This is a genomic window from Roseibium sp. LAB1, assembly GCF_054658235.1.
Genome location: NZ_BAAGIB010000001.1, coordinates 2130111 through 2152228, shown reverse-complemented (window position 1 = coordinate 2152228; position 22118 = coordinate 2130111). Strand labels below are relative to the sequence as shown.

At 60.2% G+C, this 22118-nt stretch carries 16 protein-coding genes; 13 read left to right on the top strand and 3 right to left on the bottom strand.

Annotation, left to right across the window (positions count from 1 at the left end; genetic code table 11):
• The first annotated feature begins 13 nt into the window (after nucleotides 1–13).
• The 4 genes from ACYQ54_RS10015 to ACYQ54_RS10000 all read left to right on the top strand — a co-directional run bounded on the left by ACYQ54_RS10015 (nucleotide 14) and on the right by ACYQ54_RS10000 (nucleotide 5955).
• Entirely contained in the window at nucleotides 14–1741 is a 1728-nt protein-coding gene (locus ACYQ54_RS10015) for a glycerol-3-phosphate dehydrogenase/oxidase (protein WP_460081608.1), read from the top strand.
• On the top strand, nucleotides 1732–2574 hold the full coding sequence (locus ACYQ54_RS10010; RefSeq protein WP_460081605.1) for a class I fructose-bisphosphate aldolase: 843 nt from the start codon (nucleotides 1732–1734) through the stop codon (nucleotides 2572–2574). The genes ACYQ54_RS10015 and ACYQ54_RS10010 overlap by 10 nt, the downstream gene beginning before the upstream one ends.
• Entirely contained in the window at nucleotides 2567–4078 is a 1512-nt protein-coding gene (locus ACYQ54_RS10005; RefSeq protein WP_460081602.1) for an FGGY-family carbohydrate kinase, read from the top strand. Before ACYQ54_RS10010 ends, ACYQ54_RS10005 begins: the two co-directional genes overlap by 8 nt.
• A 257-nt stretch (nucleotides 4079–4335) precedes the next feature.
• A complete protein-coding gene (locus ACYQ54_RS10000) occupies nucleotides 4336–5955 on the top strand; it encodes a GMC family oxidoreductase (RefSeq protein ID WP_460081599.1) in 1620 nt (539 codons plus the stop codon).
• Nucleotides 5956–6090: 135 nt separating this feature from the next.
• Here ACYQ54_RS10000 and ACYQ54_RS09995 read toward each other — a convergent pair whose 3' ends face one another.
• Nucleotides 6091–7539, bottom strand: a complete 1449-nt coding sequence (locus ACYQ54_RS09995; RefSeq protein WP_460081596.1) for a helix-turn-helix domain-containing protein — start codon at nucleotides 7537–7539, stop codon at nucleotides 6091–6093.
• A gap of 122 nt (nucleotides 7540–7661) precedes the next feature.
• Here ACYQ54_RS09995 and ACYQ54_RS09990 point away from each other — a divergent pair, with 122 nt between their 5' ends.
• Nucleotides 7662–7964 carry a helix-turn-helix domain-containing protein gene (locus ACYQ54_RS09990; protein WP_460081594.1) on the top strand — a complete coding sequence of 101 codons (303 nt, stop codon included), beginning with the start codon at nucleotides 7662–7664 and terminating at the stop codon, nucleotides 7962–7964.
• Nucleotides 7965–8245: 281 nt separating this feature from the next.
• On the opposite strand, the gene ACYQ54_RS09985 is transcribed toward ACYQ54_RS09990, so the two are convergent.
• Together ACYQ54_RS09985 and ACYQ54_RS09980 are read right to left on the bottom strand one after the other, a co-directional pair.
• On the bottom strand, nucleotides 8246–9184 hold the full coding sequence (locus ACYQ54_RS09985) for a LysR substrate-binding domain-containing protein (RefSeq protein WP_460081591.1): 939 nt from the start codon (nucleotides 9182–9184) through the stop codon (nucleotides 8246–8248).
• A 229-nt stretch (nucleotides 9185–9413) separates the two neighbouring features.
• Nucleotides 9414–10217: a creatininase family protein gene (locus ACYQ54_RS09980; protein WP_460081588.1), complete on the bottom strand. Its 804-nt coding sequence runs from the start codon at nucleotides 10215–10217 to the stop codon at nucleotides 9414–9416.
• 172 nt (nucleotides 10218–10389) lie between these two features.
• Here ACYQ54_RS09980 and ACYQ54_RS09975 point away from each other — a divergent pair, with 172 nt between their 5' ends.
• The 8 genes from ACYQ54_RS09975 (at nucleotide 10390) to ACYQ54_RS09940 (ending at nucleotide 22063) form a co-directional block, all read left to right on the top strand.
• Nucleotides 10390–11385 (top strand): putative metalloprotease CJM1_0395 family protein, encoded by a 996-nt coding sequence (locus ACYQ54_RS09975; RefSeq protein ID WP_460081585.1) that lies wholly within the window; start codon nucleotides 10390–10392, stop codon nucleotides 11383–11385.
• A gap of 177 nt (nucleotides 11386–11562) precedes the next feature.
• Nucleotides 11563–12723: an MFS transporter gene (locus tag ACYQ54_RS09970; RefSeq protein ID WP_460081582.1), complete on the top strand. Its 1161-nt coding sequence runs from the start codon at nucleotides 11563–11565 to the stop codon at nucleotides 12721–12723.
• A gap of 49 nt (nucleotides 12724–12772) precedes the next feature.
• Complete coding sequence (locus tag ACYQ54_RS09965; protein WP_460081580.1) at nucleotides 12773–13561, top strand: ABC transporter ATP-binding protein; 789 nt, start codon at nucleotides 12773–12775, stop codon at nucleotides 13559–13561.
• Between the two features lie 233 nt (nucleotides 13562–13794).
• A complete protein-coding gene (locus tag ACYQ54_RS09960) occupies nucleotides 13795–14337 on the top strand; it encodes a MarR family winged helix-turn-helix transcriptional regulator (protein ID WP_460081577.1) in 543 nt (180 codons plus the stop codon).
• A gap of 150 nt (nucleotides 14338–14487) precedes the next feature.
• Nucleotides 14488–14727, top strand: a complete 240-nt coding sequence (locus tag ACYQ54_RS09955; protein WP_460081574.1) for a hypothetical protein — start codon at nucleotides 14488–14490, stop codon at nucleotides 14725–14727.
• Nucleotides 14728–15109: 382 nt separating this feature from the next.
• Nucleotides 15110–16843: a S1 family peptidase gene (locus ACYQ54_RS09950; RefSeq protein ID WP_460081571.1), complete on the top strand. Its 1734-nt coding sequence runs from the start codon at nucleotides 15110–15112 to the stop codon at nucleotides 16841–16843.
• Nucleotides 16840–19935 carry an AAA family ATPase gene (locus tag ACYQ54_RS09945; protein WP_460081569.1) on the top strand — a complete coding sequence of 1032 codons (3096 nt, stop codon included), beginning with the start codon at nucleotides 16840–16842 and terminating at the stop codon, nucleotides 19933–19935. Before ACYQ54_RS09950 ends, ACYQ54_RS09945 begins: the two co-directional genes overlap by 4 nt.
• A gap of 154 nt (nucleotides 19936–20089) precedes the next feature.
• Entirely contained in the window at nucleotides 20090–22063 is a 1974-nt protein-coding gene (locus ACYQ54_RS09940) for a DNA/RNA non-specific endonuclease (RefSeq protein ID WP_460081566.1), read from the top strand.
• Nucleotides 22064–22118 lie beyond the last annotated feature (55 nt).

The window sequence follows — 22118 nt, the reverse complement described above, 5'->3', positions numbered from 1 at the left end:
GAACGGGGAAGGCATGTCCGAACAACGGCAAGGAAAATGGGACCGCATCGCGCGTGACGGCGCCTTCGACGCCGTTGTCGTCGGTGGCGGTATTAACGGGATCGGGGTCTACCGGGACCTGGCCCTGCAAGGGGTCAGGGTGCTGCTGGTGGAACGGAACGACTTTTGCTCCGGTTGCAGCTCGGCGCTGTCGCGCATGATCCACGGGGGATTGCGGTATCTGGAAAACGGAGAGTTCGATCTGGTGCGCGAATCCTTGCGGGAACGCGATGCGCTGCTGGTCAACGCGCCTCATGTGGTCCACCCGCTGCCGACGGTCATTCCCATCGGCACGCTCTTTTCCGGTCTTTTGAACAGCGCGGCAAGTTTCTTCGGCATTTCGGGTCAACCGGCAAGTCGAGGCGCGGTACCGATCAAACTCGGACTGACGCTCTACGACTGGGTGACCCGCAAACGCAGGCTGTTGCCAAAGCATCAGTTTCGCGGGGCAAGGGCAACCCGTGATACCTGGCCCGGATTGACGGACGCCATCCGCTGTTCGGCCACCTATCATGATGCCTGGATCAGCCATCCCGAGCGGCTTGGTCTGGAACTGGTCCGGGACGTTGAAGAGACCGCTCCGGAGTGTATCGCACTCAACTATGCCAACCTTGAACCGGACGGAGACGGCTTCGTTCTGCGAGATGATGTCAGTGGCCGCACGGAAAGGATCTCGGCGAAGATCGTCGTCAACGCGACAGGTGCCTGGCTGGACGATGCCATCGATGAGCTTGCCGGCAATTCCGGCCACGAACGGCTGGTGTCGGGCACCAAGGGGTCTCATCTCATTCTCGACAATCCCGCGCTGGAACAGGCTCTCGGCGGCCACATGGTCTATTTCGAGAATTCCGATGGCCGGGTCTGCATCGTCTTTCCGTTCTTTGGCAAGGTGCTGGCCGGATCGACGGATATTCGTGTCAAGACGGCCGAACGCGTGCGCTGCGAGCCGGAAGAGGAAGCCTATATCCTGGGCTCGCTCCGTCTGGTGTTTCCGCAGATCGACTTCGATGCGGAGGATGTCGTCTTCAGTTACAGCGGCATCCGGCCGTTGCCGAAAAGCGATCACGATTTCACCGGCCGGATTTCCAGGGGGCATTTTACCAGGCGCATCGAAGGGACTGTGCCGCAGATCTGCATGATTGGCGGCAAATGGACGACGTTCCGCGCGTTTGCCGAACAGGCGGCAGACGAAGTGCTCAGCGAGCTTGGCCGGAGCAGGCAAGTTGAAACCCTGTCGTTGCCAATAGGTGGCGGAAAGGATTTTCCCGGCTCTGCCGAGGTGCTGGAGCGAAACCTGATTTCAGAATACGGCATCGGGCCTGCGCGCGCGGCCCATCTTGTTGCGACCTACGGCACCGCAGTGGCGGAGCTCTTGGCGTTCTGCCGGGGCCGGGCGGACGATGAAGCGCTTGCGCCGGAGACAGAGATCACCGCAGCCGAGGTCGCCTTCCTCGCGCGCCGCGAAAGTGTGGTGACCCTTGCCGACATCGTTCTGCGGCGAACGACACTCGCCATCAGAGGGCTCCTGAGCGAGGAGCTTCTCGACAAGCTGGCTGCCATTGCCGGTGAAGAACTTGGCTGGTCCGACGAAGAGCGCATGCATCAGCGCGACCGGCTGATCGAAGACCTTTCCACCTATCACGGCGTCTCCTTTGAAGGCCGCCGGAACGAAGACATGAGCAGGAGCAGAATATGCGTTTGAGCCCCAAGGCCCGGATGAACCGGATGTTCACCCATGGTGGCTGTCTGGATGTTGCAGTCGATCATGGCGTATGTAACGAACCGAGCTTCATGGTTGGTCTGGAAGACATGGCAGGTGTTGTCGACACGCTGGTCAAGGCCGGACCGGATGCGATCCAGATGGCCTACGGTCAGGCGGACCTGCTGCAGTCACGCCCGGAGAAAGACAAGCCGGCGTTGGTGATGCGCATCGACATGGGCAACCCCTACAATGATCAGCGCCATCGTGTGATGTGGTCGCTGTTGCAGAATGCCGACGAGCCGATCATCGGCGCGCTGGAGATGGATGCGGCCTGTGTTGTGGTCAATCTGTTCATGCTGCCGGACGAGCCGGAGCTGTTCCGCCAATGCGTGGAGAATATCTCCAGGGTGCGCGCAGCCTGCCACAAATACGGCATGCCGCTGATGATCGAGCCGCTGGTGATGCTGCCGAATGATATCCGAGGCGGCTACCAGGTCGATGGAGATGCGGACAAGATCGTGACCCTGGTCCGGCTCGCCAGTGAAATGGGAGCCGACATCATCAAGGCCGACCCGACCGAGAACGCGGAAGACTTCCACCGGGTGGTCGAAGCGGCGCGGGTGCCGGTGCTGGTGCGTGGCGGCGGCAAGGAAGACCTGAAGACCGTTCTCAACAAATCCGCGGCGCTGATGCGTCAGGGCGCCAAGGGCATGGTCTATGGCCGCAACATTTACCAGCACGACAATCCGAAGGCGGTGGTTGCGGCGCTGATGGCGATGATCCACAACGGAGCTGACGGCGACGAAGCATGGGACATCTACAACCGTGGCTGACGACAGGACTTTTCTGCTGGGGCTCGATGCCGGTAACACGGTGATCAAGGCTGTCCTGTTTGATCTGGCGGGCCGGCAGGTGGCGATGAGCGCGCTGGACGGGCAATCGTTTTCGCCCGCACCTGGCCATGTGGAACGGGATCTCGGCGAGTTGTGGAGCAATGCGCAAACCGTGATCCGGGAGTGTCTCGACATGGCCGCCGTCGAACCGTCGCAGATTGCGGCGGTCGGTTGTGCCGGTCACGGCAACGGCCTTTACCTGCTGGACAAGGACAATGAACCGCTGCTCGGCATCCAGTCGCTGGACACGCGCGCCGCGGATCACGCGGGCAGGCTGCGTGAGGCGAATGGCGACAGGTTGCATGCCTTGTGCCTGCAGGAGCCCTGGCCGTCCCAGACCCCGACGCTGCTTGCCTGGATCAAGGACAACCGGCCGGAACTCTATGCCCGGACCGGAACCGTGCTGCTGTGCAAGGACTTCATGACGTTCAAGCTGACCGGGGAGCGAGTCAGCGAGATTTCCGACATGTCGGGATGCGGTTTGCTGCGTCTGCCGGACAACTGCTACGACACGGGTCTTCTGGACCTTTATGACTTGAGCGATGCCGAAGAGATGCTGCCGCGACTGGTGGAGCCGGCGGATATTGCCGGTCACATTACAGCCGAGGCGGCCAGAGCGACCGGACTGAAGGAAGGCACGCCGGTTGTTGGCGGCTATTTCGATGTGATTGCCAGCGCACTCGGGTCCGGGGTCATCCACCCGGGTGAAGCTTCGATCATTGCCGGAACCTGGAGCATCAATCAGGTACTTTCCGAGACACCGATCGTCGACAGGGCCATGTTCATGGCGTCCGGTTTCGCGCCGGACCGTTTCGTCAATATCGAATCGAGCGCAACCTCGGCAGCCAATCTGGAATGGTATGTGCGTGAACTGGTGGAGCGGGGAAAGCATCACGACGACCCGTTCGGCTATTGCAACGACCGCATTGCGGAAGTCCTGCCCGCGGCCGATGATCCGTTTTTCCACCCGTTCCTTTATGGCTCGCGGCTCGGGGCGGATTTCCGTGCCGGATTCTATGGTCTGGCCGGCTGGCACTCGGAAGGGCATTTGCTGCGGGCCCTGTTCGAAGGGGTTCTCTTCGAACATCGCCGTCATATCGAGGTGCTTGGGCGGACAGGGGTCACCTTCGACCGGGCCGTGCTTTCCGGCGGCGGCTCGCGCAGTCCGGTCTGGCCGCAAATGTTCGCCGATTGCCTGGGAGTTCCGATCACCGTCGCCGAGGCCCGCGAGACGGGCGCACTGGGCGCGGCCATCGGGGGAGGGGTCGGCGTCGGCCTGTTCGCCTCTTACGAGGCGGCCGTCGCCGCAATGACCAGGGCGCAAAAGGAATACCTGCCAGACGGTGCGATGAGAACGCATTATGACCGGCGCTACCGCACCTTCTGCAAGCTGACGGATGCGCTTCGGTCCTTCTGGGCCGACATGCATTCGGCGGCCGGTTAGTCCTCCTGGAGGAATTGCCGAAATGTCAGGATCTTCTAGTGTGATCAAAACAGCCGGGACAACCGCACCGGCGAGTGTCCCGATATGTCTTTTTGCGAATTTGCGAAGGGTCCGAAAACCTGATCAAGTTGAGGGCGTTAGAAAATCTGTTCAGTGCGGGCGGAAGATTGGCCCGTCCGGATTGAGGCAGATCATCGAAGTTTGGACCGCTGCGGAAAAGACTGTGGACGGAAAATGGGCAGGAAACGGAATACGACATGAGCGGTCCGACGTCACTTGAGGGAACCTATGACTACGTGATCGTCGGGGCCGGAACAGCCGGATGTGTTCTGGCAAACCGGTTGACCGAGGATCCTTCGGTCAAGGTGCTTTTGCTGGAAGCGGGCGGGTCGGACAATTACCACTGGGTGCATATACCGGTGGGCTATCTGTTCTGCATCGGCAATCCACGCACCGACTGGATGATGAAGACGGCCAAGGAACCGGGGCTCAACGGGCGCAGCCTGGTCTATCCGCGCGGAAAGGTTCTGGGTGGCTGCACGTCTGTGAACGGCATGATCTACATGCGAGGCCAGGCGGCGGATTACGACCATTGGCGACAGCTCGGCAATGTCGGCTGGTCGTGGGACGATGTGCTGCCCTATTTCCTGAAATCTGAAGATCACCATGCCGGCAAGTCCGGGATGCATGGTGGCGGCGGCGAGTGGAAGGTCTCCAGGCAGCGCCTGAAATGGGAAATCCTTGAGGCCGTTCAAAATGGAGCCCGGGAATTCGGTGTCGAACCGCGCGCGGATTTCAACGACGGCAGCAACGAAGGCAGCGGGTTCTTCGAGGTCAACCAGAATGGCGGTGTGCGCTGGAACACGGCCAAGGGCTTCTTGCGACCGGCTCTCAAACGACCGAACCTGCGTCTCATCACCCATGCGGAAACAAGGTCGATCCTGCTGGAAGGCAAGCGGGCGGCCGGGGTCACCTTCAGCGTGAAGGGTCAGGAGATGACAGCGCGTGCCGAGTGCGAAGTTCTGTTGGCGGCCGGCGCCATCAATTCACCGAAGATCCTGGAGCTGTCCGGTGTCGGCAATGGTGATGTGCTTTCCCGGTACGGCATCGAGCTGAAACACGAACGGAAAGGCGTGGGCGAAAACCTGCAGGATCACCTGCAGATCCGCACCGTCTACAAGGTGAAGAACGCCAAGACACTGAACACCATGGCCAACAGCCTGTTCGGCAAGGCTTCGATTGCGCTTCAATACGGGCTGACCCGGTCCGGGCCCATGTCGATGGCGCCCAGCCAGTTCGGAATGTTCACAAAGTCCGATCCCTCACTGGAAACGCCGGATCTCGAATATCACGTCCAACCTCTTTCGACGGACAAGCTGGGCGATCCGTTGCATCCGTTTCCTGCGATTACGGTTTCGGTGTGCAATCTTCGCCCGGAAAGCGTCGGCGCATCGCATATCCAGAGTCACGATACCGCTCGGCAGCCGGATATCAGGCTGAACTATCTGTCAGCGGAAAAGGACAAGCTCGTTGCGGTGAAATCCGTGCGTCAGGCACGGGAAATCATGACGGCAAAGGCCTTGCAGGCGTACCAGCCGGAGGAAATCCTGCCCGGGCCAGAGGTCGACAGCGATGAGGACCTTTTGAAAAAGGTTGGCGATATCGCCACAACGATCTTCCACCCGGTTGGCACCTGCCGGATGGGGGCGGACGAACAGTCCGTTGTCGATCCTGAGCTGAAAGTTCGAGGGCTCGAGGGGCTTCGGGTCATCGATGCCTCGATCATGCCCAAGATCGTTTCCGGCAACACCGCTTCACCAGTGGTGATGATCGCGGAAAAGGCGGCGGACATGATCCGCGCTGAACGACGGTCTTGAGGGAACTCTGGCCGGAGAACTTCGGGTGTGGTTTTCAGCCCATTCTACTGAACTCTGCCCAGTCACTGCCTTATCCCGAGGAAAGATGTGTGGTGGTGTCTCTTGTTGCGCTCAGCAAGTCTATGAAACTTAAGCTTAATCTGCTGCCTTCACCCGATAGGGAACAATGCCGCGCTGGCCGGAATCGATGAAGGGTTCCTTGTCCACGGCCGGGAAGGCGCGCTGGTCGCAATTGTCCCTCGGGCAGATGCGGCAATTGACGCCGATGGGTTCTGGCGAGGAAATTTCGTCGACGGCGAGACCATCGGCGTAGACAACCGCATCGGCATATTGAACCTCGCAACCGATCCCGAGCGCGTAACGCCGCTCGCCGCTGCGATAGTCCGGCTGATGCTTTGTGATGCTGGTTGCCACGCACAGATAGCGCACGCCATCCGGCATCTGGGCGATCTGTGAGGTGAACTTGTTCGAATTCTGCTCGAAGGCCTGATGCACGTTCCAGCGCGGACAGGAGCCGCCGAAGCGGGCAAACTGAAACCGGGTTGCGCTATGGCGTTTGACGACATTGCCGGCGCGGTCGATCTTCACGAAATAAAACGGCAAGCCCTTGGCGCCCGGGCGCTGCAGGGTCGACAGGCGGTGGCAAACGGTTTCGATGCTTGCGTCCAGCCGGTTGGACAGAAGCTGAATGTCATGCCGGGTTTCCGCAGCGGTTTTCAGGAAATGGTCATATGCCAGTATCAGCGCGCCGGCGAAATAGTTCCGCAGTGCCAACCGCGCGATGCTCTCCGCGGACTTGGTCTTGAACCGCGCCCTGGTAACCTCTTCCGAAATGAGATCGCGCACGCATAGTTCAGCGATGACAGACCCGAGCAGGAAGCTCTTGGTCGATTGCGGAATCGCACTGCAAAGGGCGATTGTGCGGGCGAAATCGTCCTGGCGGATGAGGGTGCCGCGATAGTCCGGAAACTCGGTCACCGTTATTCCAAAACGGTTTTGCAGCCAGGAGGTCAGGGCGGTGAACTTGGATGGTGCCTTCGAAAGACCGATTTCCAGCGACAGCTTCTCCGCAGCCCGGTCGATGGAATCCACATAGTTGTCCATGTAGTGGAAATAGTCGCGGACTTCCTCGTAGGCCGATTTTCTGGGGCCAGGCCCGCTTTCGGGGGTGCCGCCGAGCTGGACCAGGTCATCCTCGTTTGCTTCCCGATCGTGATAAGTCCTCAGCGCACCATAGAGATCCATGATTGCCTTGGTCACTCCTGGCGCACGGGTGACGAGTTCATGCACTTCCTGCCGGCCGACGGCCGCGGTGAGAAACTGGGTATCGGCGAAGATCTCCTGGAGATCCTGCACCACCCGGTCGAGGTCGTTCTGTTCGAAGGCCGACAGATCGACACCGAAGATCCTGTTGATCGTCAGCAGCACGGAGGCGGTGACCGGGCGGTTGTTGTTTTCGATCTGGTTTACGTAGGCGGTCGAGAGGCCGATTTTCTTGGCAAGCTCCACCTGCGACAGGCCGAAATCCGAACGGATTTGCCTTAACGTGTGGCCGGAATAGAGTTTTTTGCTCACGCTCGGCATCCTTCGGGATCAAATTGCAAAACTTTAACATTATGCAGTACGCATTTTAACATTTTACAATAGTCCGATAATCATGAAAAGTCCTGTCACCACGGAGGAATACAAACCCAAGGAACATAGTGATGACCGCTCATTTCGCCTTGCCGACAAGTTCCGCAGTCAGTGAAAGCACCGGCCCGTTCGCCGGTGGTATCCGCTGGCCGATCAGCCTCACCGACATGGTGACGCCGCGCCAGCTCGAAATCATGTTGAAGCTGTGCGAAGGCAAGGTGAACAAGCAGATTGCCTATGAGCTGGATGTGTCGATTGCGACCGTCAAGGCACATATCCGCAATGCCATCACCCGTCTCGGGGCGAAAAATCGCACCAATGCGGTTGCGATCGTTGCTGCCAACAGCGCGATTTTCCAGAACGCAGCCGCCTGACACGGTGCGGCCAGATCGTCCGGACATCCGATCGGAAACGAGAGGATGTCCGGGCTCCGGCTGATCCTGGAATACCAGCGCACGCGGGTCGATCAGCTAGGCCGCGGGTGCGTCTGACGGAATGTGCAAGCCCCATCGGCCGCGGAAAATCGCCGAAACAAAAGCGCGATCTGCAGCCTGTCTGACGGCGACACCGTCGCCAGCCATTTGCATTGCCAAAGACTGAAGTCTTCCCTTAAGGACCGGTCATTCCCGATCGCCCCTGCGTTTTTGGCAGGGCCTCAGACTGTCCGCTTGATCATGGACGTGCGGATATTTTCCACCTCAGCCGCTAGAAACTCGCAAAAATCCTTCGCAACGATGGAAATCGGGCGGTGGGTCGGTGTCAGGATGGACAGACTGTTCTGAATACGCGGCCGGAACGGGCGAAACACAATCATGGGTGGCCCCATGCCCAGCCGGCCTTTTTCCTGTGCGTTGTAGGCCGTGATCATGTCGCAGATGAGGGCGCAGAGACCTGCTTCGACAAAACGAAGGCCGGGCCAGGCAGTCTGGAGTTCGAAGCGCTGGTTGAACCGGACGCCGGCATCTCGAAATCGGGCGAGCGTCTGCCGGTGACTGCGATGTTCGGAATGCAGCAACGCCAGAGGAAATCCATCCAGTTCGGTCGGTGTGATCACTTCCTTCGACGCCAGGGGATTGGTCGCAGGGATTGCGCACATGCATTCCAGGTCGAAGTCGATCTGGTCGAAGGAGTTTCGAGCCCGCGGGGTTTCTGCAAACCCGATATCGAATTGCTGCGCGGCGATCAGTTCCTCGATCTCGGCCGAGGTTCTGCTTGCCAGGGCAACCTTGACGCTGGGCTTGTCGGCGATGAAATGCGACAGGCTGTTGGGCAGGAAGTCGGCCGTTGCTTCCGGAATGCCGGCAATCCTCAACTGGCCGTGCTCCCGGTTGGCGAGCCCGCGCAGGGTGCGTTTGGAAATTTCGAGCCGCTTGAGAATGGCCTCGGCTTCTTCCAGGAAGAATTCTGCTTCCGGCGTTGGCACCAGGCGGCCCTGTTCGCGGACGAACAGCTTCAGCTCAAGTTCGGTCTCAAGACCTGCGATGGTGGAGCTGACGGCAGGTTGGGTTCGGCCAAGCGTGCGCGCGGCTTCGGAAATGGAGCCACTTCGCATGACCTCTCGAAAGGTCGCCAGTTGCCGAATAGAAAGATTCATGGTTCCGCGAGAACCGCCCTCCCCAAACTCTACATCGAATAATGTGTCGCTTAAACAGGAAGAGGTCAACTCTCGCGGAGAATTGTTGTGTATTATTGGGGGTTTATCTGGATAAATGCGAATATTGCCGCAGTTCGCGCCGCAAAAACTAAATATTACGGCGTCGAATGCTTCCGTCAACGTAAGCTGATGCGGCCTGAGCAAGTTTCAGGCAGCTTCCGATGTTTTTTCACGGGGCCGGCGACCAGAGCCTTGCAAGATCGAAGTTGTTGACGTCCTCAAGCAGCTCGATAAAGCCGCGGGCAGCGTGGTCGAGAGACTGGCGGCCCTTTTCCGCCGTGGCAAGCGAGGCGTTGCCGAGGGCACCCGTTTCGTTGAGGTCCTGCGCCTTCCAGCCGTATTGGGCTTTGCCGTGACCGCGCAGGTGCTTGAATTCCTGGAGGTAGCTCTGCTGCTGTGACAGAAAGTCGGTGGCCATCTCCATGCGCACAAGGTCTGGCCGCAGATGGAGCATCAGAGATGTTTCGATGTCGCCGCCATGAATGCCGTAGGTGAATTCCTCGTCCGCATAGAGCCCGTCGGGCTGACCGAAACGCAGCCAGTTGGTCGCCGTGACGAACATGTCGTGCTTCACCCGGAGCTCCCGTGCCACAATGTCGAGAATTGGCACATTGCCGCCGTGGGAATTGATCAACACGAGTTTGCGAATGCCGGCGCGGGCGATGCTTTCGCCAAGTTCCAGCCAGCAACGGGTGACCGTGTCCCAAGCAAGTGTCAGCGTACCGGGGGAGGAGATATGTTCGTCCGACTTGCCGACGGCCTGAACCGGCAGGAAGGTGACCGGCAGGCCGTCCGGCAGCAACTCAAGCACCCTTTGAACCTGTCCTTCGGCAATCGTCGTGTCTGTCGATAGTGGCAGATGCGGGCCATGCTGTTCGATGGCCGCCACGGGCAAAACCGCGATCCAGTCTTCAACGCCGGGCGACTGAAAGTCGAGCGTTGTCATGTCTTGCCAATATGGCCTGGGCAGCATGGATCCGTTCCGCTTTGAAGATATTGGACTTTCTCCTTTGCATAGCACGCCCGGGCAGGCAAGGGGCGGCAGGACCGCGGCCTTTGGGTGCGCGGGCTTTCACGAAGTTATGATGCCGGTTTCTTAACCGGTGTTTAGATTTTGCTGACGCCTTTCTGGGACAATCCGCGCCATGATCGGCGCAATCCTGTCAAATACGCCGGCAACGATCCTGAGAGGAAGCGGTGTCGCGGCGGAGCGCGATCCTGGTTCGGGGGAAAATACCTCTGGCCGGGACCCGATTTCTGCGCGCTCCAGCCAGGCAAGTGCCCAGGCCTTGACCGGCCGTGCCGGAAACACGCCGCCTCTGAGTGCGGAAGCGGTGCTGGCTTTGCAGGAAGCCGACGGCACCACCGGCGCTGCAGGCAGATCACGCCAGACGGCGGGGTCCGGAACATCCGAGGGCGACGAAACCGAGAGCGACGCCATCGCAGGTTCTGCAACGCCGGAAGAGGGGTCGGAGACGGAGGCCGAGGCCGCCGGTGGCAGCACCGGCCAGGCACAGGACGAAGGCGAAAAGGACGAAGATCCCGACGGCGATGGCCTTGACCAGGCCGAAGAAAAGCAGGTCGAAAAGTTGAAACAGCGGGACCAGGAAGTGCGTGCTCACGAACAGGCGCATGCCCGTGTCGGCGGTGCTTACTCGGGGGCTCCCAGCTATACCTTTCAGCAGGGACCGGACGGCAAGCGGTATGCCATTGGTGGCGAGGTCCAGATCGATACCTCCAGGGAACGCACACCGGAAGCCACGATCCGCAAGATGCAGGTCGTTATTCGCGCAGCCACTGCACCCGCCGACCCGTCTTCTCAGGATCTGAAGGTGGCGCAGCAGGCAAGGGCCCAGATTTCCGAAGCGCAGGCAGAAGTACGGCAGAAGAAGTCGGAAGAACTGTCCGGGGATGACGAAGAGGGTAATATCAATGCCACCACTGGTCCCGATCTTGAAACTGCAGGCACGGACGGCGCGTCTGGCCGGAACAATTCTGACGGCCCCAATGCTGCCGAGACTGCTGGCGGAACGGGCGGCGACAGCGCCCGGGCGGAAACCGCTGCAGCCATTTCCGCCTATCAGTCCGCAGTGGAGCGGACCAATGAAATCCAGTCCCGTCTATCCGGCCTGAGCACCTGAGCCGGTCACCTTGATCCTGTGTAGATACGAGACCTGTCTGCAGGCATTTTTTCCTATCGTGGAAACTGGTTTAAAACGCGGCTCTTTTCGTCTGGATTGACGCTTGTCAGGCTGGCGCTTGCGTGACAGAAAGACGGCTCCCTTTCGGGCGTCCGCCCTCCCAGAAAATGTTGTCTCATGTCAGTTTCAATTCAGCGCCAAGCCATTGCCGCGCGCCGCGTCGTGTCGGCGATCTTTTTCATGTGTGGAACCAGCATCGGCACCTGGGCGTCGCGAATTCCCAATATCAAGTCTGCCACCGGACTGGACGAAAGCGGTTTCGGCATTCTTCTGCTCGTCATGGCTTGCGGTGCGTTTGTCGCCTTTCCGATCACAGGAGTGCTGATCGACCGATTGGGCGCAGCCCCCATAACCAAGCTTCTGGCTGTCGCGAACATTGTCAGTTTCGTGCTGATCGGGCTTTCACCCGATGTGACGCTGCTGACGATTGCGTTGTTCCTGGCAGGGTTTTGCATTGGTGCGCTGGACATTTCGATGAACGGTTGGGGTGCCGAAGTCGAGAAGGCCCTGGAGCGCCCGATCATGTCCTCCTATCACGGGCTCTACAGCCTGGGTGCGGGTGTCGCCGCCCTGGCTGGCGGGCTCGCGATCATGGCAGAGCTCAGTGTCCTGTCGCATTTCGTGCTTTGGGGCGTCATCGCGGCCCCGTTCCTTGTCTGGTATTGGCGCCAGTCCTGGCCGCAGACCAAGACGGAAAACGAAGATGGCAGCAAGGCACCGCTTTTCGCGTTGCCCAAGGGGGCTCTGGTGCTGGTCGGGCTGATGGCCTTGGTGGCAGCGCTGGGCGAAGGCGCGGTGACGGACTGGGCGGCACTCTATCAGATCGAGGATCTTGGTATTGCCGAGTCGATTGCGCCGGCTGCATTCACGATTTTCTCTGTGGCCATGGTGATCATGCGTCTGTCCGGTGACAAGGTGATCGCCCGCTTCGGGCCGGTGCCGACCGCACGGGTCAGCGGTATCGTCGCGCTGCTCGGGTGCCTCCTGCTGGTCTCCGGTGCCGGTCTTTGGTCGGTCTGGGCAGGATGCTTCGTGATGGGGCTCGGCTATGCGGTGCTGTTTCCGCTTGCCATGTCCAGGGCTGCCAGCGACCCGCATATGTCGAAAGGGGCTGCTCTTGCAGCCGTTGCGACTCTTGGCTATGGAGCCTTTCTGTTCGGTCCGCCTCTGCTCGGCTTTGTTGGCGACTACCTGTCGCTCAGGGCGTCCTTCATCACGGTTGCCGTGCTGACGGTTGCCATTCCGCTGCTTGCAGGGGCGCTCAAGGTCAAGACCTGACGGACGCTACGGAGACGGTTCACACAACGGGAAAGCCGGAAGCGATCACATGACGTCACTCGAAAAGGCCCCCGTCGTGGTTTCCCTAAACGGGATAGGCAAGGTTTTCGACAACGGCACGACCGCGCTCGACGCATTCTCGCTGGACGTGCGCGAGGGCGAATTCGTGTCCCTCCTCGGACCGTCCGGCTGCGGCAAGTCGAGTGCGCTCAGGATCATCGCCGGATTGTCCGACCCCAGCTCCGGCACGGTTTCCTGGCCGGCGGAACGCAGCGGGCAGGAAGACCACAAGCTTGGGTTCGTTTTCCAGGAACCCACCCTGATGCCGTGGGCCACGGTCTTTGCCAATGTCTGGTTGCCGCTGCGCCTAAAAGGCGTCTCCCGGCAGGCCGCAAAAGATCGTGTCATGGACGCACTGGCAACCGTCGGACTTGCCGATTTTGCCGACGATTTTCCCCGTCAGCTGTCCGGTGGCATGAAGATGCGGGTTTCGATTGCCCGTGCGCTGGTCACCCGGCCAAAGGTTCTCCTGATGGATGAGCCCTTCGCCGCGCTCGATGAAATCACACGGTTCAAGCTCAACAACGATCTGCTGCGCCTTCAGAAGACTTTCGGCTGGACTGTGCTTTTCGTTACTCATTCGGTGTTCGAATCCGTGTATCTCTCCAGCCGCATCGTGGTGATGGCAGCCCGTCCGGGCCGGGTGATCCGCGAGATGGACATCGATGCGCCTTACCCGCGAGAAGACAGTTTCCGGACGTCTGCCGAATACAGTCACTATTGCCGTGAGGTCTCCGATGCGCTTCACGGTGCGATGGAGCCGGCTGACGGTCTGTGACCTCTTTGACCGGTACGCATGCCTTTTCGGCGGCTTGAAACGCCCTTGAAAACAGAGCCGTTAACGGCCGCTACGTCAAAAGTTAGCTGGATAACAGGCGTCAAGTCTGCGCAGTGTCAATAAAATCGACATTTGCAGGGCAAGTGTCATTTGACGGTTAAATACTCCCGCTAGGGTTCCGCCGCATCATGGATGAACGTGATTCGAGTTGATTGGAAGACGGGGTTGCTGCGATGGCTTTTAATTACAAGAAAAGCATAACGTTTCGCCTGGTTCAGGCCGCGAAGGCGCAGCGGGCCCGGTCCGGGGCGCATCTCATGCGGATCGGGCTGCATCCCGGTCAGGAGCTTGTGCTGAAAGTGCTGGCCGACACGGATGGGCGCACGATGAGCCAGTTGGCTCTCGCGCTTGGCGTGCAGCCACCCACCGTCACCAAGATGGTGACCCGGCTTTCCAGCCAGGGATATGTTCGCCGCCAGGTGTCCGACACGGACGGCCGTCTCGCACGGGTGTATCTGACCGACGTCGGCCGGGAACTTGTTCTGTCGGTGGACAAGGCCTGGAAGCGGCTGGAGCGGGAGGCGATGTCCGGTCTGGAAGACAAGGACCGCAAGAAACTGCGCAAGCTGCTGAGACAGGTCGAAAAGAACCTGTCGATCTCCGTCGACGATGATCCCGACCACGAAGCCGACCTCGACACAGATGGCGACGAGGCTGCGGAAGCCGAAGCCAATGAAAAAGACAAGGCCAAGGAAAAGGAACTTTCAGCCGCCTGAAGCTTTTCGGCCATAGAATATGGCCTGCCCCTATGCCCCTTCAGCGGGCAAAAGGCGGCGGCGAAAAGATTACAAATCCGTCATTTGCAATGGGCCGTTGTGCTTCTTACCTGCGTCTCAGCCAGTTAGGCACATACGGAGGATGCACACATGCAACTGAGGTATCGGACAATCAATGAAGACCGCGGTTCCCGCCGGGCGGCAGAGCTGCGCGACCGGTTTCGTCACGTGTCGGATGCTTCCATCAACGGGCCGCAATTCGGATTGAGGCCGGGCGCACAGGCTCGCACCTGGACGCAGGACAAATCCCGACAGGCTCAATTCCAGGAACTGATGGCGTGGAGTGTGCTGGCAGCGGTGATGGTCTTCATCGGGCTGATGGTGGTCTAGGCATCGCTTCCAGCCAGGCTGAAACCGACCGGCTAACGGTCTGGACCAAGCGATTTCCGGCATGAAATTTCCATGCGGCGAAGGGCAGGGCCCTTTGCCGCTTTTTGTATCCTCCGGCCATAACCCATCAGGGGTTGCTTCTTCTTTTCCCCGCTTTGGAGCGTCTGCGTTTCAGCGGCCGCGTATACTTGTGCGTTTATTTTTGGTTTTAGTGACGCTATAATTGTGAAGAAAAATGTTTCCGAAGCCTGTGAGCGTGTGCGGTTGGCCGTATTTTGACCGACAAAACGCATATTCTCATCCGATCGTCGGCGGTTGACAGACGTACCGGCTCAAAGAGACAGGCTCCATTGTTTTAACAATTCCTACTGCGGTGTTGGTCATGCCGGTAAGCGGAGCAGAGCTGAAGCAGCATCTGGACGACGACGAAGCCGCCGTCGACAGGGTGTTGCGCCGCGTTCAGGGCTTCACCGATTCCCTGATGACGCTGGACGCACTGCGCAGCACCACGCAGATCACCGGACAACCTCTTGAAGAGCTTCTGGCCGATTTTCTGAATGAGGAAAATCTCGGCTGGGAGTTCATGTATCACCTCACCCAGCCGGTCGAGCCGATTAACGGGGCCAATTTCGACCTCGAAGACCTCGGGGATTTTGCGCACACGATGCAGGGCTTCAAGCTCTATGTTTTCGATGAGATCGGATTTTGCGGCATCGCGACGCTGGTTTCGCATCGGCTGGCGCTGACCGCCTGGCATGTGACGGTCAAGGACAAGCGCAAGGTGCGGCGGAGCGGCCTCAAGGTGCGGACGGAAGCAGGGCGCAGAACGTTGCGCGTGCTCGGTGTGCGTTTCGAAAAGCCCTGTCATGACGATCAATGGGACGTTGGTCTGCAGGATCCAGATATCCTGCGTGAGAACCCCGATGTCGCCCTGCTGGCCATCGAGCAACCGATGACGACCTATTGCGAATTGCCGGCCAATCCACCGTCTTGGGCAGTCGGGCGCCGGAAGCTGTGTCTGAGCCACAGGCAGGATGACAATGGCAGAGGCGTAACCTTTGTCACCGGACAGGCAAAGATCGACGATCCACCCCGCATTCAACTGGAGTGGGAAGATGGCGTGACGGTGCCCGGTTCTTCGGGCGGCTCGGTGTTTGACACGGATCTCGTCTTTGCCGGCTTTCACCAGGGGCAATTGAACGGCGTGTCGGAGATTGTTCCCTATGCCACATTCGCCGGCATCGATGGGTTCTTGCAGGCAATAGCAGAGGACCGGGCCCCGCCCTACATCTATTCCCTGACGGGTCGTGTCGACGGTCATCTGATTATCGGTCGACAGCGCTTTTGCCATGCCATCCACGACGTTGTTCGGGGGGATGCCCGTCACTTGCGCGGGATCTGGATCAAGCGGATGGAAATTGACCAGGCCACCGGACTGGAGTTTTCCTACGACCTGCTGTGCCAGGTTCTTGCGCAGAACGGCCAGCCGGCGGAGGTGTTTCGGGTCGAGCTGTCGCTGGGTGTGGAGGATCTGCTGGAATCCCTGAACGAGAGATTGCATGGCGGAGCTCCGTTGATGGCGCGGCCCGGAGCCGCGGACGATGAGACAAGTGAAGGTGCAAGTGACAAGGATCGAGCACGGCAACTGGTGGATCTTCTGGCCAAGTCAACCGCTGCAACGCCGGACCGGCCGAGCTGGATCTATTTCGACAATCCGCGCGGCGGGTTGCGCAAGGCGGCACAGCAGCAGCTGGAACTGCTGCTGGCAATGATCCTGAACGACACGCGTCTTCGATTTGTCATGGCGGGTGGGGAGACTTACAGCGTTCCCGGGCCGAAGGCGGAAAATGCCAGCTCGCTGACCGGGCCGGGGGTGGTGGTGGATTATATCGGCCAGTTCGATCGCGAGGATGTCCGCTATACGCTTGAGGCGATCAACCGTGCGCTGGGCCTCGATCTGCCGACGCATGTGGTCGATTTCGTTCTGATGCAGGCACTTCACGGCGTGCAAGCCCAGGGAACGGTCTATCGCAGTGCGGACGTGAAGATCGTGTCCGAAAATCTGCGCACCTCCCTTGCTCCCTTGCTTCCGCCCGAGGGGGCGTCGGCACCATGAGCAAGGACAGTGATCAACTGACAGAAGGCCTGAAGGCCGCAATGCGGTTTGCCGCGACACGCAAGACCTTCACGCCGCGTGACGCGGTGGAGGCAGCTTCCAAGGTGCTGCAGGACAAGCTGACGCCTCTGACGATTGCCCGGCTGCTGACGGAGCTTCACAAGGTGGTTCAGGAAGTGTCGTCCGAACCTGTCTGGTCGCTACGCAACGGGCCGCGCCACGGGGTCCTGAAGACCATCGAGACACCACCCGACGAAGACACGCCCGTGGCACGAGCCCTGCGCGGAGACGAGCCGTTTTCGCAGGCAAGCATCGAACGGCTGATTGCAGAGACGCCGGATCTGCCGGATCAGGACCGGCTGGCCCGCATCGAGGAGATTTCGGATGAACTGGACAGGGCGGGGCCGAGTGCGCCTGCCTATCCATTGCTGGTGCGCCTGCGCGGTGTCATGAACCGCCTTGATGCGGCGCGGCGGTCGGAGGCCATGCTCGGTCGAGAGTTCTTCGGCCGGGACAAGGAATTGGCGCGCCTGCTTGACTGGTGTGCAAACGGTCAGGAAAAAACGCCTGTCAGCGCCCTGTTCATCACAGGTTTGCCGGGTATCGGCAAATCCTTCCTGATCGATCGGGCAATGGCCGAATACAGGGCGAGCCGGAAGGAGCCGGTCGTTTTGCGTCTGGATTTCGACCGGCGCGGTCTGAACCTGGAAGATCCCGACAAGCTGGTGCATGAACTCTCGCGCCAGCTTGGAGACATCCTGACAGAGGAAGCGCCCAGACTGCGCGATCTGAGGCTCAAGTATTCCGGTAATGCGAATACGTCCGGCACGACCGTCAGCAGCACCCTTTTGCCGACTGAGCTGGTTGATGCCATGGGTGCCGCCGTGCGGTCGCATGGCGGGCAGGTGGTTCTGGTTCTGGATACGCTTGAAGTGTTGCGCGGCCACGGCGAGACCCGGCCAATTCTGCTGTTTGAGGTTCTGGACAATCTTGTGCGGGCGGGGCTGTCACCGGTTTCCGTCGTTGCGGCGGGACGAGGTGATGCCCTGGATTCAGTGCGCAAACGCATCGAAGGTCCGCCGCTGGAGCTGGAGGGCTTGAGCGAGAAGGAATCCCGCGATCTGCTGGACAAGCTGGGTGCGCCACCAGACCTGCACACGAGGATCTTCGAACTTTCGCGCGGCAATCCGCTGATGTTGCGGCTGTCGGCAAAGGTGACCCAGGCGGAGGACTTCGATCCCGGCGAGCTGGAATACGGCGAAGCAGGCAGCATTACGGAAGCCTATCTCTACCGGGCCGTCCTGTCGCGGATCGATGATCCGCTGCTGGCGAGGCTGGCTCATCCCGGTCTTGTTCTGCGCCGGATCAGCGCCGAGGCGATCCAGTTCGTTCTGGCTCCGGCTCTCGGGCTTGAAAACGATATCGACGCAGACGCGTCCAAGCGCCTTTGGCAGGAACTCAGCAGCCATCACTGGCTGGTGGCCGTGGACGGCCAGGACTGGTTGAAACACCGCAGCGACCTGCGGCGGGAAATCCTGCCCATGCTTTACGTGGAAAAGCCCGAACTGGCAGCAAGGATAGACCGGGCGGCCGCAGGCTGGTTCGCCGGGATCGACCGGGAGACCGCGCTCTATCATGCCTTTCAGGCGACACGTGCCGGAGATGCGATGCCGGCGTTCACTACGGCCGATGTTGCAGGCTTGAGTGAGGACGAACTGGACGAGCTGCCTCATTCGGCGGCGAATGCCATCCTGCAGGCACGGGGAGAGCGGTCGCGCCGCGCACGCCATGCCGGGAGTGAGCAGAGTTCGCCGGAGCCCACCGGGCAATCGTCCGAGGTCGATCCGGAGCTGATCCGCGAACTCGAACTCACTCTTCGGCGGGGTGATGTGTTCGAGGCTGACCACGTCTTCACGCTCAACAACGCCTTTCCCCGAAATCCTTCGCCCTCAAGTCCAGAGGCCGCGGCGACGCTTGCCTATTTCTGGCTATCGGGTCAATGGGCGCGGGCAATGACCCTTTGGCGGCAACTGCCCAAAACCTTGCTGCAGCGCCTGAGCCAGGAGGACCCCGGGCTTTACGGACTGGTTCTCCTGGAAATCGAGGCTGAGGCGGATTTTGACGGGCTTGTCGGCCGGCTGCGCGGTGACGAGAAACAGGCAGCGTCAGCCTGGCAGGCCCGCGCCGAAGGGTCCAAGATTACCTTGAAGGGCGCACTTGAATTCGCGTTCATGGCCAGCCAGGAAGGGCGGCTGGACTATGTCGAAATTCTCGACCCGGTCGCCATGTCCGTCTTCAAGTTCGGCGAGAAAGTCTCTGAATATCCGGCAGACGCGATCCGGCAGGGAGCAAACCGTGCCGAGCGGTTTGCAATCATGACCGGAGAGCAGCATCCCGACACGGACCAGCACACCATTGCCCGAATGAACCCGGCGATTGCCCCCTTGAGCGTTCTGGCGCGCATTCAGCACAGCCCGCGCATGGCGCAATATCTGCGCGGCTTCTACGAGGGGCTGCACGAAACGCTGTCGATGCTGGGGACGCCCGATCTCTTCGACAGTTTCGAGCGCTATTCCAGCGATATCGAGATCGAGGGACCCGAGATCCTTGGAGCACTCGGCCTGACCTGTGACTGGGTGGGCGCTTTTGCGGTGTTCAATTCGGTTCCCGATGCGCCGACGGTTGCGCGTGCGGCCGAGCGCTGGCGGCGGTTCAGTGGCGGGATCTGGTCCTATCCGGGCACGCCGCCGGCTTATTGGGGCAATGGCGACCGCGACGTCTTGCTCGAGGCGCGGGTGAACAGCCTTCTGTCCCGGAAGGATCCGCCCGCAACAGCCAAGGCGTTGTTGCGGCGGCTTGCCTATGCTGCAGACTATCCCGACACGGATGAAGGTGCGCGGCGCGCCCGTGGCGTGTTCGAGCGGCGGTTGAAGCGGCCACTGGCAAAGGCAATGACGGCAGGGTCCGCACAGGACATCGCAGCGGCCCTTGCGCCCCGGCTCATGGGACCGGCCCTGACAGCAGCGCTGGCCGTGATCGGGGATGACGCCGCGAACAGAAATGAACCGGTCGACGTGTCGATGCTGTTTTAGCAGAGCGCGCGCACAGGTTCGTCAAACACGACGGAAAGGAGAGCCAGGCACTGTTCAGGTTCCGTGCGCCCGGCATGGCGAAACACCCCGCCGCAGCACGAGCCTATGGGGAAGACCAGACAATAATACAGACATTGATATTGGAGGAATTTCCATGAACACGCGAGCATTGTTGGAAAGTCGGGGACGGCTCGAGGCGTTGAAATCGGGCGGACGGGTTGAGGCTGCGAAACGCGCCATCGAGGCTGGACATCCCTTTGTTGAGCAATTTGGACTGGACAAACAAACCGCCCTGGATTCGCTAGAGATGTCGCCTGGCCAGCTTGAAGCGGCCGGCACGCCACCGACGCAACTGGAAGCCATCGTGAGACTGGTCACCCGGCCGCCGATGGTTGTCGAAAACGGCAAGGTTTCCCTGATCCCGCTGCCGGATGAATTCGGTCCCGACATTGACCTCAAGATCAAGCGGAACGAACACTGGATCGGCTCGGTCGGGCGCGTTGAATTCATCAATCATTCGATGACCTGGGGCGGAACCTCCTGGGTCATCGGCGAAGAGGCCGACGGACAGCATCTTCTGGTCGTGACCAACCGGCATGTTGCCAAGATCGTTGCGCGCCGCAACGCCAGGGGAGAGGGTGTTTTCATGCGCTCGCCCTTCACGATGGTCCGTTACGGTGCGCGAGTGGATTTCAACGAAGAGGTTGGTGCGTTGCCGTCGGACGAACGCCCGGCAGAGATCCTGCGCTTCACCTATCTTGCAGATGATGCAAGTGCCGATGTCGCAATCGGGCGGATCGAAAAACCGGCCGGCTTTGCCGTAGCGCCCCTGCCGTTGGTGGATACGGACGCGGAAACGGACGAGATCGTTGCGTTGATCGGCTATCCGGCCTTCGACAGCCGGAATGACCGCACCGAAATGGAAAAGTATTTCAAGGGGCTTTACGATGTGAAGCGGTTTGCCCCGGGAAAGATAATGCCGGTTGTTCCTGGGGCCGTACTGAGCCACGACTGCACCTCGCTGGGCGGAAACTCCGGTGGGCCCGTTATGAGCCTGGATCGCAACAAGGTGGTGGGGTTGCACTTCGCCGGTGCCTACGGAATTGCCAACAGCGCTGTCAGGGCCAGCACGCTCCGGGACCTTCTGGCCGGAGTTCGGCCGACGCAGGTGCTGGTCGAGGAAAGTCTCTTTCAGGAGGTCGCCGACGGTTTCCACGATCCTGACCATTTTGCCGGCCGGGGCGGTTACGATCGTGACTTCCTGTCGGAAACCATAGACTTTCCGAAACTGCCGGACGGCATGTTCACCCTGGCCAGCCCGGCAGATGCGACGCAGGAGAGGCCGCATGAGCTGCGTTATACCCATTTCGGCCTGCTCTATGATGTCGACCGACGGAGCCCCGTGGTGACCGTGGTCAATATCGACGGTGAAAAGGCGATCAAGATCAAACGCAAGAAGCCGGACAAGTGGTTTTTCGACCGGCGCATTTCGGTGCAAGCGCAGCTCGGCAAGGGCGACTTCCCAGGAGACCTGGACCGGGGACACATGGTTCGGCGCGAAGACCCGAACTGGGGTGATGACCGCCCGGTGGCGCAACTGGCGAACGACGATACGTTTCATTATACGAACGCTTCGCCCCAACATGCCGCGCTCAACCAGAACCGTGCCACCTGGCAGGGCCTTGAGAATCATATCCTCGACAGCACAAAGACCCATGCGTTCCGGGCGACCGTCTTCACCGGTCCGCTTTTCGATGACGACGAGGATCCGTTCCTCGATGGGGTCGGGATCAATCTGCCCCTGCAGTACTGGAAAGTCGTCGTCATGGATGCCCAGCAGGACGACGGCAGTCTCAGCCTGCATGCGACCGCCTATCTGTTGAGCCAGGGACAGGCCATTCAGAAATTCCTGCAGGACCGCCACGAGACCGAGGCCGTTGAAGGGTTTGCCTTCGGCGAATACAAGACCTTCCAGGTGTCGATCGCCTTTCTGGAGGAACTGTCGGGCTTCGACTTCGGTCAGTTGAGGACCGCAGATCCGTTGGCGGCTCTTGCCGATGATCTGGAATTGCCCGAAAGCCGTCCGCGGTTTGTCGAGATCACGGACATGGACGCGCTGGTTCTGTAGTCACCGGCCACTCCGAAGAGAGGTGTCCGAACCTGCCTGCGTCAGCGTCGGGTAC